Source organism: Aliivibrio sifiae (genome assembly GCF_002954715.1).
GTDB lineage: Bacteria > Pseudomonadota > Gammaproteobacteria > Enterobacterales > Vibrionaceae > Aliivibrio > Aliivibrio sifiae.
Map to the genome: position 1 here is coordinate 132,836 of NZ_MSCP01000001.1, position 15,851 is coordinate 148,686.

Genomic DNA, 15,851 nt, shown 5'->3' on the forward strand with positions numbered 1-15,851 from the left:
TATTTTAAAAAGCCCTAATCGAAAGATTAGGGCTTTTTTACGTCTGTATAAAAGTAAAATGATGCAGAATAGACACAGCGAAGTGGTAGTTCAGTTGGTTAGACTTTTTGTTGGAGAGCTTAGCGGCCTGTCACGCCGGGGGACGTGTCGCTTTCAAGGTTGATAGAAAGTCCCGTTAACGTAGCCATTATACCAAGAAAGCCCTAATCGAAAGATTAGGGCTTTTTTACGTCTGTATAAAAGTAAAATGATGCAGAATAGACACTGCGGAGTGGCAGTTCAGTTGGTTAGACTTTTTATTGAGAAATTATGTTTTGTTCTAGTAGCATGGCTCTTAATTGTTCAACACGCTTTTTATTTACACCAAAGTCAGAGTGTCCTGTACGAGACTCTGAACGAACGATGAGGTTATTTCCTTCAATTCTAAGTTCTAAATCATCAACAAAGCGAAAGACAGTACTTGTTGATTCAATTCTGGCGTAGTTTTCTTTAATTACCGCTATTTTTGCACCTTTAAGTTGCTCTGCTATTTGAGCTATCGACTCTATTTCTGTATCGGGATTATTTAGAGTAAAAGGGGCAGCGCTGAAATCAGCTCTAGTTTCTAATGTTGAGATGCAGTTAGGTTTATCTGCACACATCATTTTTGATTTATCAGTCATATTATCGATCCCTTTACTGCAGGCGGTAAGTGTTAGCAATATTGAAAATATGGAGATTATTTTTATCATAGGTTAGTTCATTATTTTGAATAGGCATTGTCAGTATAGAATAAAAAAGGCCAACATCGAAATGTTGGCCAAAGGTTTGGAAGGAAACCTGAATTAATCTATTTCAAAAATTACGATGCCGATAGCATTAGTGAATCCGCTTTTGCTTCTAGATTAGAATTACCCATAAGGTAAGCATCAATTTCTCTAGAACATTCTCGGCCTTCATTAATACAACGAACAATCAGAGACTGACCGGTACGCATATCACCTGCGGCAAAAACACCTTTTTGATTAGTAGCATAGCCATCGGTTGCTACGTTGCCACGATCATCCAGTTTTATATCTAACTGAGCTAATACTCCCGTTGGTTCTGGGTGTAAGAAGCCCATCGCTAAGAATGCTTGATCACAAGGGATCACTCGCTCACTACCAGCAACTTCATCAAATCCTGGACGTTCGCCTGGTTTCGCATCTTGCCAAACGATGTCAGCAATACGAAGACCAGTCACGTTACCTGCATCATCAGAGATAAACTCTTTGGTTAAGATATTCCAATGACGCTCACAGCCTTCTTCGTGAGAAGTGGTTGTCTTCATGATCATTGGATATTGAGGCCAAGGCATATTCGCAGGGCGTTTCTCTGGTGGGATTGGCATGATCTCAACCTGAGTAATACTTGCTGCACCATGACGATTCGACGTACCTACACAGTCAGAACCTGTATCGCCACCACCAATAACAACAACATGCTTACCTTTAGCATGGATCTCTTTAGTTTTAAGATCCATGTTATTAGCTCGACGGTTGTTTTGACCTAAGAATTCCATAGCAAAGTGAACGCCATTGAGATCACGCCCTGGAATAGTTAGATCTCTTGGCACTGTAGAGCCTCCAGTGAGTAGAACGACATCGAAGTCTTGGCGTAATTGCAATGCATTAATATCGACACCAATATGAGCATTTACTTCAAACTTGATACCAGCATCAGCCATTAGATTGATTTTACGATCAATGATGTCCATGCCTAACTTGAAGTCAGGAATACCAAAGCGAAGTAGACCACCAACTTTCTCATCTCGTTCATAGACAGTTACTGAATGACCAGCACTGTTTAACTGTTCAGCCGCGGCTAAACCAGCAGGACCTGAACCGATGATAGCAACAGTTTTACCTGTACGAGAACGAGGTTTCTTTGGTTGTGCGTACCCTTCACGGTACGCAGTTTCTACAATTGTTTTTTCGATATTACAGATAGTGATTGGGTCTTGATTAATACCAAGAACACAGGCACTTTCACAAGGAGCAGGGCACACTCGGCCTGTGAACTCTGGGAAGTTATTGGTCGAGCTTAAGATCTTCCACGCTTCTTCCCAGCTATCACGATATACCGCATCATTAAACTCAGGAATGATGTTACCAATAGGGCAACCGTTGTGACAAAACGGAACACCACAATCCATACAACGTGATGCTTGTGTGCCAATCTTGTCAGCAAACTCATCATTCAATACAAATTCTTTATTGTCTTGAATTCGAACTGTTGGGTCGAGTTTCTTTGGTAGCTCACGACCATGTTCTAAAAATCCAGTAGGCTTACCCATTATACTGCCTCCACTTCTTCCGTTTGTGCCTGTTGTGCTTCAGCTTTACGCTTTTGAAGAACCGCTTTGTAATCACGCGGCATCACTTTAGCCAGAGAGGCCAAGTTTGCTTCAAAGTTATCTAGGAAAGACTGAGCAACTTCACTTCCTGTGAACTCAACATGCTTAGTTAGCATTTCTAATAGAAGATCTTTATCTTCTTGTTCGATAGGATCTAGGTCGACTAATTCAGAGTTTAGTTTAGTTTCAAAATCACCAGACTTATCCCAAACATAGGCAACACCACCACTCATACCTGCCGCAAAGTTACGACCTGTAGAGCCAAGGATTAGTGCTACACCACCAGTCATGTATTCACAACCGTGATCACCAACGCCTTCAACCACAACTCGTGCACCTGAGTTACGTACACAGAAACGCTCACCAGCCATACCGCGAATATAAGATTCGCCAGAAGTTGCGCCGTAGAAACAAACGTTACCTACAACAATGTTATCTTCAGCTACAATCGTTGATTTTAGGTTTGGATAAAGAACTAGCGTACCGCCAGATAAGCCTTTACCCCAATAATCATTCGCATCGCCTTCGACTTCAAATTTCACACCTTTCGCAAGGAAAGCCCCTAGACTTTGACCAGCCGAACCGTTGAACTTCACGTTCATTGGTTGTGGCAAACCTTGGTCTTTATAGACTTTTGAAATTTCATTCGACAGCATAGTACCTACACTTCGGTCGGTATTTAGAATATCGAATTCAGCAGTAACGGCTTCACCCTTTTCAAGGGCCGGAATAGCGACTTGAATCAGTTTACGATCCAATACGTCTTCTAGATTATGCTGTTGTTTAATTTGGTTATAGATACCATCTTCAGCACGAGGTTGTTCAACGTGTAGTACTGGTGATAAATCTAAGTTTTTGTATTTCCAGTGGCCGATATCATCACGAACTTTCAGCTTATGAGATTGACCAACCATTTCATCAATAGAGCGGAAACCAAGCTCTGCCATTACTTCACGTAAACCTTCAGCCATATATTGGAAGAAAGTAACCACGTCTTCTACACGACCGTCGAAGCGCTCACGAAGTGTTTTGTTTTGTGTAGCGATACCAACAGGGCAGGTATTTTTATGACACTTACGCATCATGATACAGCCTTCAACAACAAGAGCTGCTGTTGCTACGCCCCATTCTTCAGCACCAAGAAGTGTTGCTACTGCAAGATCTCGAGGTGTTTTCATCTGGCCATCAGACTGAACAACGATACGGTTACGTAACCCATTTTTCAGTAGTGTCTGGTGTGTCTCAGCCAGACCTAGCTCCCATGGAAGACCAGTATGGCGGATAGAAGACATTGGAGACGCACCTGTACCACCATCAAAACCAGCGATAAGTACAACGTCTGCTTTTGCTTTCGCTACACCAGAGGCGATAGTACCAACACCTGCCTCAGATACTAACTTAACGTTAACGCGGCCTTTACGGTTGGCATTTTTCAGATCATAGATAAGCTGTGCTAAATCTTCGATTGAATAAATATCATGATGTGGCGGTGGTGAAATCAGACCAACTCCAGGAGTTGAGTGACGTGTTGCACCAATCCAATCATCGACTTTATCACCAGGTAGTTGACCACCTTCGCCAGGTTTCGCACCTTGAGCCATCTTGATTTGTAGCTCATCAGCGTTAGTTAGGTAGTAAGATGTCACACCAAAACGACCAGAAGCTACTTGTTTGATTGCTGAACGTTCCCAGTCGCCATTGTCTTTTTTCTCAAAACGAATTGGATCTTCACCACCTTCACCTGAGTTAGATTTAGCACCGATACGGTTCATAGCAACAGCAAGTGTTGAATGAGCTTCGTGTGAGATAGAACCAAACGACATTGCACCAGTAGCAAAACGTTTTAGGATTTTCTCAATAGGCTCTACTTCTTCTAAAGGAATAGATCCTGCAGGATTTTTGATGAAATCTAACTGGCTACGCAGTGTTGCTGCATCATCACCTTGGTCATCAACCGCTTTCGCGTATTTCTTGAATTGACCGTAATCTTTATTACGAGTTGACTCTTGAAGTAGAGAAATAGTTTCAGGGTTAAACAGATGCTTCTCACCACGTTGTTTCCACTGATATACACCGCCCACATCAAGTACTTGAACTGGGATCTCACGAGTTGGATAGCCAACACGGTGACGGATTAGAACTTCTTTTGCGATATCATCAATCGTTAGACCTTGGATACGAGAAACGGTACCGGTGAAGTACTTATCAACCACTGATTTACTGATACCAAGCGCTTCAAAGATTTGAGCACCATGGTATGACTGCAGTGTTGAAATACCCATCTTAGAGAAAATCTTAAGTAGGCCGCCATTAACCCCTTTACGGTAGTTATCAAACAATACTTTTGGATGGACTGTTGGGTCTAGTTTCTTAACTCGTTGAAGTTCAACAATTGTCTCAATGACTAAGTATGGGTTTACTGCGTTTGCGCCGTAACCAACCAGTGTTGCAAAGTGATGAGTTTCACGAGCATCACCCGTTTCAATCACGATGTCACATTTAGCTCGTAACCCTTTACGGATTAGGTGGTGATGAACCGCACCAACCGCAAGCATTGCAGGGATAGCTGCGTGGTTTGAGTTTACAGCGCGGTCTGTTAGTAGAATGATAGAGTAACCATCGATTACTGCATCTTCAGCATATTGACAGATACGTTTAAGTGCGCGCTCAAGCTTTCCTGAATCTTCATTGGCTTGGAAAACGATATCCAGTGTTTTTGCTTGTAGATGTTCGTTATCAATAGCACGCAGTTTTTCTAGCTCAGAGTTAGAAAGAACTGGTGATTCAAGTTCAACTTTTTGACAGTGCTCAGGTGTTTCAGCAAGCAAGTTTTGGTCTTTACCTAAGTAAGTATTTAGCGACATAACCATACGCTCACGGATCGGGTCGATCGGCGGGTTAGTTACTTGGGCAAACAACTGCTTAAAATAGTTAGATAAATGCTGAGATTGATGAGAAAGGATCGCTAGTGGCCAATCGGCACCCATTGCAGTTAATGGCTCATAAGCCGTTTTCGCTAATGGTAGGATGATCTCATTCACTTCTTCAGAGGTAACACCAAACGCTTGTTGACGATTGAGTAGGCGTTCAGGAGAAGGCTGGCTGAATTGGTTTGTTGCTTCAGGCAGTTTATTTAAGTTTAGAAGATTCTCTTCAACCCATTTCTCATAAGGTTGTGATTTCGCAATGCCATCTTTTACTTCTTCATCAGAAATAATACGGCCTTGCTCTAAGTCAGCAACAAAGATACGACCGGGTTGCAGACGACCACGGAATTCAATGTTTTCTGGTGCTATTTTTACAACGCCAGATTCTGATGCCATTACAAGGAAGTCATCTTTTGTCACGGTATAACGAGAAGGACGAAGACCATTACGGTCAAGTGTTGCACCTACTTGAACACCATCGGTGAAACAAACAGATGCAGGGCCATCCCAAGGTTCCATTACGTTAGCGTGGTACTGATAGAATGCACGACGCGTAGGATCCATGTTTTTATTTTCTTGCCACGCTTCAGGGATCATCATCATTAATGCATGTGGCAAGCTACGGCCAGAAAGAACAAGCAGTTCAAGCGCCATATCGAAGTTTGATGAATCTGAGCTGCCTTCCTGACAAATAGGAAGTAGCATATCCATCTCTTGCTGGCTAAATAAATCAGACTCGATAATAGCTTCACGCGCTTTCATCCAGTTCAAGTTACCACGAACGGTATTGATCTCACCATTATGGGCAATGTAACGGAATGGTTGAGCTAGACGCCAGCGAGGGAATGTATTAGTAGAGAAACGAGAGTGAACCAGAGCTAATGCCGTCACCATCGTTGGATTTTGTAAGTCTAGGAAGTACTGTGGAACTTGTTCAGTCGTTAATTGACCTTTATAAACAAGTGTTTTGTACGATAGAGAGTTGATGTAGAAGTCATCACCAATGTTAGAAATACTTTCCAAACATACTCGAACGGTGTAGTTACGTAGAACATACAATTTACGTTCAAGTTCTTCTGGGGTCATTGATGGGCCACCAGAAATAAATACATGCTCAAATTGAGGCTCTGTACTCAAAGGATCATCGCCTAGCATTGAATTATCGACAGGAAGAACTCGATAGCCAATAATTTCTAAATCAAGACGTTGGGCATTACGCTCTAAAATATCTCTACATTGTTGACGTTTATGCTCATCTTTAGGGAATAAGACAACACCAACACCGTATTTCTCAAAAGATGGTAATTTAATACCAAGTTTTACGGCTTCTTCTAATAAAAACTCGTGAGGCTTCTGTAAAAGAATACCCGCGCCATCACCACTGCATGGATCACAGCCTTGACCACCACGGTGTTCCATACGTGCAAGCATATCGAGGGCCTGAGTAACCACATCATGAGATTTACGGTTTTTGAGGTGAGCGACAAAACCGATACCACATGCATCATGCTCCAGTTCCGGAGTATACATGCCCTGTGCATTCTGCTCTCTATCTACCATAGATACATCCTTCCAGTATTTTGCAGACACAACTTCTCTACGTAAGTTTCTGTCTAGTCCTTTGCTAATTTCAAATCGAACTTGCTGTGAGTTAGTCTCAAGAGGTAGCAAGTTTGAATCCATTCTGGTGTTTGCTGGCATCACTTATTATGACGTGCAAACTAACCCATCCATTGTGATATCAATCAAATACAGTTTAATCCGTTGTATTTGTTGTTTGAGGATAGATATCACTATCGAAACGCCTCAACATTCGTGTTGATGGCAAATTAATCTATTTAACGATGTAACTATCCTACATTTTTGTCATATTAAATACCAACTAAAGTTGCACGTAATTTTCACTTTTTTTACTCAAAATGAATAAGTATTTATAATAAATGGGCTTTTTTGCTATTAAATTGCCACTTTATGCGCCTTTTATTGATATAAATTAGAGTTAAGGTCGGTTTATTTCGATATTATTTACGGTCTTTTTTTACAAACGAGTTAGCAACTTTCATAAATAGAAGTGAGACTTCTTTTTGTTTATGAACTAAGTCTTTGATTTATTATTGGTTACCGCAATGCAACTTCATGAACTAGCAAATACATTTGGGCAAGATCTACAACGTCGTTATGGTGAAAAAGTACATAAATTGACGCTTCATGGAGGCTTTAGTTGTCCAAATAGAGACGGAACTATAGGTAAAGGTGGTTGTACTTTTTGTAATGTAGCTTCTTTTTCTGATGAGCAAGAGCAATTTAAATCCATTCATGACCAGTTGACAGATAGAGCGGGTGAAGTTCTGCGAGCTAAAAAGTATCTTGCGTATTTTCAAGCATATACAAATACTTTTGCTGAAGTTCAAGTGCTCAAAAACATGTATGAAGAGGCGCTTAAGTCAGCAAATATTGTTGGTTTATGTGTAGGTACTCGCCCAGATTGTGTTCCTGATGCAGTATTAGACCTATTGAAAGGTTATGTTGATGAGGGTTATGAAGTGTGGTTAGAGCTTGGATTACAGACGGCTAATGATAAAACCTTAAAGCGTATAAACCGAGGCCATGACTTTGCTTGTTATGATGCTATTACTCGTAAAGCAAGGGCACTTGGTATCAAGGTGTGTACTCATTTAATTATTGGTTTACCTGGCGATACCAGAGATGATAACCGCATGACATTAACTAAGGTGTTAGAGACAGGAACAGACGGACTTAAATTACACCCTCTACATATTGTTGATGGCAGTACAATGGCAAAAGCATGGAGAGCAGGAAGAATCGAAGCGCCAGAAATGGATGATTACGTCGATGTGGCTTGTGAGCTTATTCGTTTAACGCCACCAGAAGTGGTTTATCATCGGGTTTCAGCAACAGCAAGAAGGCCAACCCTATTATCGCCTTTATGGTGTGAACCACGTTGGTTAGGATTAACTAATGTAGGTATGGCTCTTAATGAAAAAGGGGCACAAGGCTCCTTGATTGATCAACCTTTCAAATATACCCAACCAATATTGAAAAAATAACTCAAATCGACATAACCCTGATATTATTTAGTTGAATATTATCAGGGTGTGTTTATGAAGCAGTTAAAAATTCTCGCGCAATTTTATGTCGATCTTATGGTTAGGCTTGGCATTGTTCGTTTTAGTCTCTTACTTGCTATTGCTTTAGTGGCACTGGCCGTTATCGTTCAAGTTGGCGTTACTCTTTTTTTAAGCGGTGAAGTGAATGATTTAGATATCGTTCGCTCCGTTTTCTTTGGTTTATTAATCACGCCTTGGGCTGTCTTTTTCTTATCGGTTGTTGTTGAACATTTAGAAGATTCTCGCCAACGTCTTTCTAAATTAGTCACTAAAATGGAAGAAATGCGTGCTCGTGATTTAGATTTGAATAAAAAATTACAAGGCAATGTAAAAAAACTAAATCAAGAAATTGAAGAACGAGAGAAGGCAGAAGATGCTAGGCAAGAAGCGATGGAAGATCTTGAAAATGAAGTATTCCAGCGTGAAAAAGCTCAATTAGAATTGGCTGAACAAACAGCATTGCTTCGTTCTTACTTAGATACCTCCCCGGATATTATTTATTATCGTAATGAGTTAGGTCTTTTTTCTGGTTGTAACCAAGCGATGGAAGATCTTACTGGAAAAACAGAAAAAGAACTGATCGGTTTATCCCCTAAAGACGTTTATAACGCAGAAGTAGCTGCAAAAGTAATTGATACTGATAGGCAAGTATTAAGAGACAATAAAGCATTAACTTATGAACAATGGCTTGATTACCCTGATGGTCGTAAGGCATGTTTTGAATTAAGTAAGATCCCTTTTTATAGTAAAGGTGGGCGTCATCTTGGTTTGGTTGGCTTTGGCCGTAATATTACCGAGCGTAAAGAGTACGAAGATGCATTAGAAAAAGCGAGTAGAGATAAAACCACTTTTATTTCAACCATTAGCCATGAGTTAAGAACTCCCCTAAATGGTATTGTTGGCTTGAGTCGCATGCTGCTTGATACTCGCCTTGATGATGAACAGCATAATTACATGCGAACCATCAACGTCAGTGCTATCACCCTTGGTAATATCTTTAACGATATTATTGACATGGATAAATTTGATCGTCGTAAGCTTGAACTTCTTACAAAACCACTTGATTTTATTAGTTTTGTTACTGAAATGGAAAACATATCTGGTTTAATGGCAGAGCAAAAAGGATTACGTTTTGATTTAGAAAGGTTAACAAATTTGCCCGCACATATTGTTGTGGATAGCACCCGATTAAGGCAGGTACTTTGGAACCTTATTGGAAATGCGACAAAATTTACCAAAGAAGGCAGTGTTGTTATGTCAGTCAGTGCTGATATTTTTAAAGACAATGCAGAAATTACCTTTGAGGTTGAAGATACCGGTATTGGTATCCCTGAATCAGAGTTAGAAAATGTGTTTGCAATGTACTATCAAGTAAAACAAGGCAAGGATAATTTACATGCAGTAGGCACTGGTATTGGACTTGCTGTCTCTAAAGAGCTAATTAATTTAATGGGCGGAGATATTACAGTAACCAGCGATATTGGTTTTGGTAGTACGTTTATAGTAACAATTAATGTGCCTTTGATTGATCATGTAGAAGAAGAAGAGGCAATGCCTGAGGCGAAAAGTGCGAAATCATTACGGATCTTTATGCTAGAGGATATTGAACTGAATGTAACGGTTGCATGTTCATTGCTTGAAAGCCTTGGGCATACTGTTGATGTAGCAATGTGTGGTGAAGATGCATTAAAGCAGTTTGATCCAACTAAATATGATTTAGCTTTATTGGACATTCAGTTACCAGATATGACCGGTTTTGATGTTGCTCAGGCTTTACGTGAAAAATTTGATGAATTACCACCGTTAGTAGCACTAACGGCTAATTTATTAAAGGAGAAAGATGAATATTTTGAAAAAGGTATGGATGAAGCGATCAGTAAACCATTAAGTGTGAAGGCGTTAACAGAGGTACTCGAGTTGTTTTCAATGTCAGATAAAAAAGAAAGACAAAAGAAACTACAGAAGCCAATAAAAACACAAGAGCAATTAGATAATGAACAACTGATTGATCGTTTGTTAGATATAGAAATGTTAGAGTCGTATATTGAGATTGTTGGAACCAAACCGGTATATGCAAGTATTGAGATGTTTGAAAAGAGTATGAAAGAGTACATTCAAATATTAGATACGAATATGACAGCAAGGGATCAAGACGGTATTGTATTTGAGACTCATAAAATGAAAGGAGCTGCTGGTTCTATAGGTCTTAAGCATATTCAGCAAGTCGCTCAGAAGGCGCAATCACCAGATTTACCCGCATGGTGGGAAAATATAGATGACTGGGTTGAAGAAATTAAAAATGAATATGAAAATGATATTCAAATATTAAAAAGCTGGTTAGAACAGCAAGCCAAATAAGGGATACTATGAAAAAGGCACTATTTGCTTCTGTAATTATGATGGCACTGTCTAGTTGTCAGATGACATCACTGCCACAAGTTGATTGGCAGCAAGATAATAAAATAGAAATAATGAACACTCACATACAACTTAATTCAGCGGTATGGATCGATCAAATGCCGACGATAGGTACTGAAGAAGACGAAAGTAAGTTGAATGTGGCATTGACATTAACGTCAAAACAAGTGATTGCACCTGAATTAGCGATTGAAAAAGTGGTTATTCGCCAAGGCGACGATTCATGGGTATTAACCGATGATGAATTTGAAGTGCGCGTGCATGATAACCATACATGGGAAATCGCAGGTCAATCATTTCATAATATTACCGCAGATAAATTAATAGATATTGCAGTTCAAGCAAATGATGAATGGATCATAGAAAGTGACGTACAGATCGATACCGTTTATTAATTTATATTAAGGCCAGTGTGGTTACAGTAATTATTATATTAATAAAAAATGCCCAGCTAGTAATAGCTGGGCATTTTTAATTTTATGAAGTAAGAAGAAATATTATAGTTCTTCTAAATCACCACAGAAGCGGTAACCTTCACCGTGAATCGTAGCAATGATCTCAGGTGTATCAGTTACTGATTCAAAATGCTTACGGATACGACGAATTGTCACATCAACAGTACGGTCATGTGGCTTAAGCTCACGACCAGTCATTTTCTTCAGAAGATCTGCACGAGTTTGGATCTTACCCGGGTTTTCACAGAAATGAAGCAAAGCACGGAACTCTGAGCGAGGAAGCTTGTAGCTTTCACCACTTGGACTAACAAGAGAACGGCTATTAATTTCAACTGTCCAGCCATTGAATACATAGCGTTCAACCGTTTTTTTATCTTCAACAGTTGTGCTTTGATTCATTGAACGAGTTAATAAGTTACGCGCACGAATAGTAAGTTCGCGTGGGTTAAATGGTTTTGTGATGTAATCATCAGCACCGATTTCTAAACCTAAAATCTTATCAACTTCGTTGTCACGGCCTGTTAGGAACATAAGGGCCATATCACCACGTTCGCGAAGTTCACGAGCAAGAAGAAGACCATTTTTACCTGGAAGGTTGATATCCATAATCACAAGATTAAGTTGTTGCTCAGAAAGCACTGTGTGCATTTCTTCACCATCGCTCGCTTCAAAAACATTGTAGCCTTCAGCTTCAAAAATGCTTTTAAGTGTATTACGAGTTACATGTTCATCTTCAACGATTAGGATCTGAGGGGTTTGCATGGGCGGTACCTAACTAACTGATTAAAGTCAAAAGTAGAATTAAGAATGTTAATTCTATAATAAAAAATTTACAAATAGGAATAGATTCTTCAATCATAGACTAAAATGTCAATTGAAGAACAGAAACCTAAACGGTACGCCATCCTTGGTGGTGGTTATTGAATATATACTCAACAACATGATAAAGCTCTAATTTTGTGAGCTCCTAGCTGAAACTCCATTAGAAGGGAGATTTTAATCCCTTAACACCACTCTAACAATAAGCGATTTTTATTTCCATACATTTTATTGATTTAGGTCAATAGCAACCGATATCAATACAGTGTAGTAATAAATATAGGGACATATCTATATTAAAATTGTAAATATCTATGCGAATTATCGCTAAGTACTTTAACAAATGTTGTTATAGTCGAATCAATTTTACAAACAAGGAGAAAATAAAATGGATTTATTACCTGATATTTGTGACCAGTTTGAAGATAAAGTACAGCTCATTGATGTTGAGTTTAAAAATTATGGTGGAAAAGCGTGCTTTTATGGTGAAATTGTAACGGTACGTTGTTATCAAGATAACTCTTTAGTTAGAGACGTTTTACAAAGTAATGGTAAAGGCAAGGTATTATTCATTGATGGAAATGGTTCTTGTCAAAAAGCGTTACTTGGTGATCAAGTCGCGACACTTGCTACTAAAAATCAATGGGAAGGCGTGGTCGTTTACGGAGCGGTTAGAGATGTAGGTGCAATAAAAACAATGCCGCTAGGGTTGAAGGCGCTTGGAGCATCTCCGTTTAAAACTGAGAAAAGAGGGGCTGGAGAGCAACAAGTATCAGTAACGATTAATACTCAGATTATTTCTCCTGGTGATTATATTTATGCCGATCTTAACGGTGTATTGATGAGTAAAGAATTATTAATTTAGTAACAAAGTTAAATTTAAAATACACATTTAATATTTAAAACTCAACAACTTGAGGCGATATATTCTTCTTTTGTTAAGTGAATGAATAATATTTTCATTGACTTGTTAGCGGAAAGTAAGGTAGTTATTGTATATCGCAAACATTTATTTAGAGTTTTTTATTACATGTTCACTATCAGCTCAATGATTATTACCACAACAATTACCGGCACCATGGTTGCTGGGGTGGGCTGATACGCATAAGTATTTTAAAGAAGCCCGCACTGATTATCAGAGCGGGCTTTTTTTTTGTAATTTTGTTACTAATTCTTAACTGCATTCTTTTATTATCAACTGAAAAGGTTATGATGCTAGATATGCAGTAAGGATATTGCAGTAACACTCGTTTTTAGGGAGGATAGAAATGCGAGTATTAAAATTTGGTGGTTCGTCATTAGCAGATTCAGATCGTTTTTTACGTGCCGCAGATATCATTGCCAATAACGCACAACAGCAAGAAGTGTCAGTTGTTTTATCGGCACCAGGGAAAGTTACCAATAAATTAGTTTCTGTTGTAGATAATGTACTTACCAACGGAGAGGCTGAATTACAGATTTCAGAATTAGAATCTGTATTTGTTGATCTATTTAACGGTATCTCTACCGCACTTCCACAAGTTGATCTTAAAACGCTTGAAAATAAGCTAAAAGATTCACTCTCTCAACTCCGTCAATACGTTCATGGGATCACCCTATTGGGCATGTGTCCAGATAACGTATATGCAAAAATAATCAGTAAAGGCGAACGCATTTCAATAGTTACAATGAAAGCGGTTCTTGAAGCAAAGGGACAGCCTGCTAGTCTGATTGATCCAGTTAAATATCTGTACGCTCGTGGTGGCTTCCTTGAAGGTGCTGTCGATGTTGATGTATCTACGCTTAACTTTAGAAACGAACCGCTGCCAAAAGGTCATGTAAATATAATGCCTGGCTTTACTGCTGGTAACGTAAAAGGTGAGTTAGTTACCTTAGGCCGCAATGGTTCCGATTACTCAGCTGCGGTGTTAGCTGCCTGTCTTCGAGCTGAGTGTTGTGAAATTTGGACGGATGTTGACGGTGTATATAACTGTGACCCACGTTTAGTTGATGATGCTCGTTTATTAAAATCATTAAGTTATCAAGAAGCCATGGAGCTTTCTTACTTCGGTGCATCAGTTCTGCATCCAAAAACTATCGCTCCTATCGCACAATTTCATATTCCTTGTTTGATTAAAAACAGTTTTAATCCTCAAGGTCCAGGTACATTAATTGGACTGGACACTGGTGAAGATAATCTAGCAATCAAAGGCATTACAACATTAAACAATTTAACAATGGTTAATGTGAGTGGCCCTGGCATGAAAGGCATGGTCGGAATGGCTAGCCGCGTATTTGGCGCAATGTCTACCTCGGGTATTTCGATTGTTTTAATCACGCAATCCTCTTCTGAGTACAGCATTAGTTTCTGTATTGAAGCTGAAGATAAATCACAAGCTGAACAAGTATTAAGAGAAGCATTTGAACTTGAATTAAAAGACGGCTTATTAGAGCCTGTCGAATTTACTGATAATGTAGCAATTGTTACGTTAGTTGGTGATGGTATGCGTACATCTAAAGGCGTAGCATCTCAGTTCTTTACTTCATTAACAGAAGTAAACGTTAATATTATTGCTATCGCGCAAGGCTCTTCTGAACGAGCAATTTCAGCGGTTATCCCTGAAGACAAGATTTCTGAATCGATTAAAGCGTGTCATGAAAACCTATTTAATAGTAAGCATTTCTTAGATGTGTTTGTTGTTGGTGTAGGGGGAGTTGGTGGTGAACTAGTTGATCAAATTCAGCGTCAACAACCTAAACTTGCAGAAAAAGGCATTGAAATCCGTGTTTGTGGTTTAGCAAATAGCCGTGGATTATTACTAGATAGTAAAGGTATTCCATTAGAGCATTGGCGCGACCGTATGAATAATACAACTGAAAGCTTTAGCCTTGCTCGTCTTATTGCACTAGTTCAACGCAATCACATCATTAATCCAGTGATTATTGATTGTACTTCTGATCACGGTATTGCGGCTCAATATGTTGATTTCTTATCTGCTGGCTTCCATGTAATTACGCCAAATAAGAAAGCCAATACTGACTCAATGGCGTATTACCATCAGTTACGTAATGCGGCACGCGGTACTCGTCGTAAATTTATGTATGAAACAACAGTAGGTGCGGGCCTACCAGTAATTGAAAACCTTCAGAATTTGATTGCGGCTGGTGATGAATTGGTGAAGTTTAATGGTATTTTATCTGGATCTTTATCTTACATTTTCGGTAAGTTAGATGAAGGTATGTCATTAAGTGAAGCAACTAATGTGGCTAAACAAAATGGCTTTACTGAGCCAGATCCTCGTGACGATCTTTCTGGTATGGATGTCGCTCGTAAACTACTTATTCTTGCTCGTGAATCTGGTCTAGAAATTGAGTTAGATGATGTCGAAGTTGAGCAAGCATTACCACCAGGTTTTGATGACTCTGGCACTGTTGATGAGTTTATGACTCGACTTCCTGAAGCTGATGCTTATTTTGCACAAGAATCTGCAAAAGCAGCAGAGGAAGGTAAAGTGTTACGCTATGTTGGTGAGATCCTTGAAGGTAAATGTAAGGTTCGTATCGCAGCAGTTAATGGCGATGATCCTATGTATAAAATTAAAGATGGTGAAAATGCCCTAGCATTTTATAGTCGTTACTACCAACCGATCCCATTAGTATTACGTGGCTATGGTGCTGGTACTGAAGTGACAGCAGCAGGTGTATTCTCTGATTTAATGCGTACCCTTGGTTGGAAATTAGGAGTATAAAA

The 15,851-nt window shown here is 39.4% G+C and carries 9 protein-coding genes; 5 read left to right on the forward strand and 4 right to left on the reverse strand.

The genetic code is table 11. From position 1 onward, the window contains the following. Positions 1 to 296 precede the first annotated feature (296 nt). The 3 genes from BTO23_RS00530 to gltB all read right to left on the reverse strand — a co-directional run bounded on the left by BTO23_RS00530 (position 297) and on the right by gltB (position 6,861). Positions 297 to 728, reverse strand: a complete 432-nt coding sequence (locus BTO23_RS00530) for a DUF1499 domain-containing protein (protein ID WP_211295922.1) — start codon at positions 726 to 728, stop codon at positions 297 to 299. Between the two features lie 113 nt (positions 729 to 841). Beyond that, complete coding sequence (locus BTO23_RS00535; protein WP_105062795.1) at positions 842 to 2,314, reverse strand: glutamate synthase subunit beta; 1,473 nt, start codon at positions 2,312 to 2,314, stop codon at positions 842 to 844. Then, positions 2,314 to 6,861: a glutamate synthase large subunit gene (gene gltB / locus BTO23_RS00540; protein WP_105063502.1), complete on the reverse strand. Its 4,548-nt coding sequence runs from the start codon at positions 6,859 to 6,861 to the stop codon at positions 2,314 to 2,316. The genes BTO23_RS00535 and gltB overlap by 1 nt, the downstream gene beginning before the upstream one ends. 566 nt (positions 6,862 to 7,427) lie before the next feature. On the opposite strand from gltB, the gene mnmL reads away from it, so the two are divergent. Genes mnmL through BTO23_RS00555 form a run of 3 tightly spaced genes read left to right on the forward strand, consistent with a single transcriptional unit; the run spans position 7,428 to position 11,242 of the window. Next, on the forward strand, positions 7,428 to 8,369 hold the full coding sequence (gene mnmL / locus BTO23_RS00545) for a tRNA modification radical SAM protein MnmL/YtqA (protein ID WP_105062796.1): 942 nt from the start codon (positions 7,428 to 7,430) through the stop codon (positions 8,367 to 8,369). 54 nt (positions 8,370 to 8,423) lie between these two features. Continuing rightward, on the forward strand, positions 8,424 to 10,787 hold the full coding sequence (gene arcB / locus BTO23_RS00550; protein ID WP_105062797.1) for an aerobic respiration two-component sensor histidine kinase ArcB: 2,364 nt from the start codon (positions 8,424 to 8,426) through the stop codon (positions 10,785 to 10,787). Positions 10,788 to 10,795: 8 nt separating this feature from the next. After that, positions 10,796 to 11,242 (forward strand): hypothetical protein, encoded by a 447-nt coding sequence (locus tag BTO23_RS00555; protein WP_105062798.1) that lies wholly within the window; start codon positions 10,796 to 10,798, stop codon positions 11,240 to 11,242. 102 nt (positions 11,243 to 11,344) lie between these two features. On the opposite strand, the gene arcA is transcribed toward BTO23_RS00555, so the two are convergent. Next, positions 11,345 to 12,064 carry a two-component system response regulator ArcA gene (arcA, locus tag BTO23_RS00560; protein WP_060991794.1) on the reverse strand — a complete coding sequence of 240 codons (720 nt, stop codon included), beginning with the start codon at positions 12,062 to 12,064 and terminating at the stop codon, positions 11,345 to 11,347. A 445-nt stretch (positions 12,065 to 12,509) separates the two neighbouring features. Here arcA and BTO23_RS00565 point away from each other — a divergent pair, with 445 nt between their 5' ends. Next, the gene (locus tag BTO23_RS00565) at positions 12,510 to 12,986 is read left to right on the forward strand and encodes a putative 4-hydroxy-4-methyl-2-oxoglutarate aldolase (RefSeq protein ID WP_060991793.1); all 477 of its coding nucleotides are present in this window, start codon (positions 12,510 to 12,512) and stop codon (positions 12,984 to 12,986) included. Positions 12,987 to 13,389: 403 nt separating this feature from the next. Continuing rightward, positions 13,390 to 15,849, forward strand: a complete 2,460-nt coding sequence (thrA, locus tag BTO23_RS00575) for a bifunctional aspartate kinase/homoserine dehydrogenase I (protein ID WP_060991792.1) — start codon at positions 13,390 to 13,392, stop codon at positions 15,847 to 15,849. Positions 15,850 to 15,851: the final 2 nt, after the last annotated feature.

Excerpts from the sequence above, each read along its gene's own strand:
- BTO23_RS00535 (WP_105062795.1), bottom strand. The coding sequence starts at position 2,314 with ATGGGTAAGCCTACTGGATTTTTAGAACATGGTCGTGAGCTACCAAAG.
- gltB (WP_105063502.1), bottom strand. The coding sequence starts at position 6,861 with ATGGTAGATAGAGAGCAGAATGCACAGGGCATGTATACTCCGGAACTG.
- mnmL (WP_105062796.1), top strand. The coding sequence starts at position 7,428 with ATGCAACTTCATGAACTAGCAAATACATTTGGGCAAGATCTACAACGT.
- arcB (WP_105062797.1), top strand. The coding sequence starts at position 8,424 with ATGAAGCAGTTAAAAATTCTCGCGCAATTTTATGTCGATCTTATGGTT.
- BTO23_RS00555 (WP_105062798.1), top strand. The coding sequence starts at position 10,796 with ATGAAAAAGGCACTATTTGCTTCTGTAATTATGATGGCACTGTCTAGT.
- arcA (WP_060991794.1), bottom strand. The coding sequence starts at position 12,064 with ATGCAAACCCCTCAGATCCTAATCGTTGAAGATGAACATGTAACTCGT.
- BTO23_RS00565 (WP_060991793.1), top strand. The coding sequence starts at position 12,510 with ATGGATTTATTACCTGATATTTGTGACCAGTTTGAAGATAAAGTACAG.
- thrA (WP_060991792.1), top strand. The coding sequence starts at position 13,390 with ATGCGAGTATTAAAATTTGGTGGTTCGTCATTAGCAGATTCAGATCGT.